This window comes from Roseburia faecis (genome assembly GCF_001406815.1).
Classification (GTDB): domain Bacteria; phylum Bacillota; class Clostridia; order Lachnospirales; family Lachnospiraceae; genus Roseburia; species Roseburia faecis.
In genome coordinates this window covers 1-566 of the sequence record NZ_CVRR01000077.1, presented here as the reverse complement: position 1 = coordinate 566, position 566 = coordinate 1, and the positions used below count along the sequence as shown (strand labels likewise).

Sequence of the window (566 nt, the reverse complement as noted above, 5' to 3'; positions counted from 1 at the left end):
ATAGAATATATTTCTACGCGCAACGCAATTATGAAAGCCGGAGAAATTGTTGATGTCGGAACTACCGCAGAACTTGTCAAGCGGATTGAGGGCAAGGTTTGGAATTGCATAATTCCGACCTCAAAGCTGCCGGAATGTGAAATGCGGCTGCGCATTATCAATCAGCGAGGCGAAGATCACAATCAGGTTTCTATTCGTTATCTGTCCGAACATTCGGAAATTGATGGGTCTGTTACAACGGAGCCACGATTGGAAGATCTGTATCTGTGGTTGTTCCCACAGACAGACTTGGAAAAGGAGGACAGATAATATGCGGCTTTTTAGACTTGAACTAAAACGTATTTTGAAGTCACGGCGCACCCTGATTTTACTTGCAATCGCACTTTTGCTTTCCGTAGCCATGGCATACCTGCCTATTTCATTTGAGGGTATTAACCGTCCAAACGAAGATGGCACGGTTACAGAATTAGATGGCTTGGCAGCTATCAAGTACAAACAAGATTTATATAAAACATCCGCTGGTGAAGTGACCCCGGATAGGATCAAATCGGCTTTGGAAACTTATC

2 pseudogenes are annotated in these 566 nt (G+C 43.8%); both read left to right on the top strand.

The window, feature by feature from the left end:
• A pseudogene (locus tag M72_RS14885) lies at window positions 1–309 on the top strand (ABC transporter ATP-binding protein); the annotation flags it as partial.
• A gap of 1 nt (window position 310) precedes the next feature.
• Window positions 311–566: pseudogene (locus M72_RS14880) on the top strand (ABC transporter permease); the annotation flags it as partial.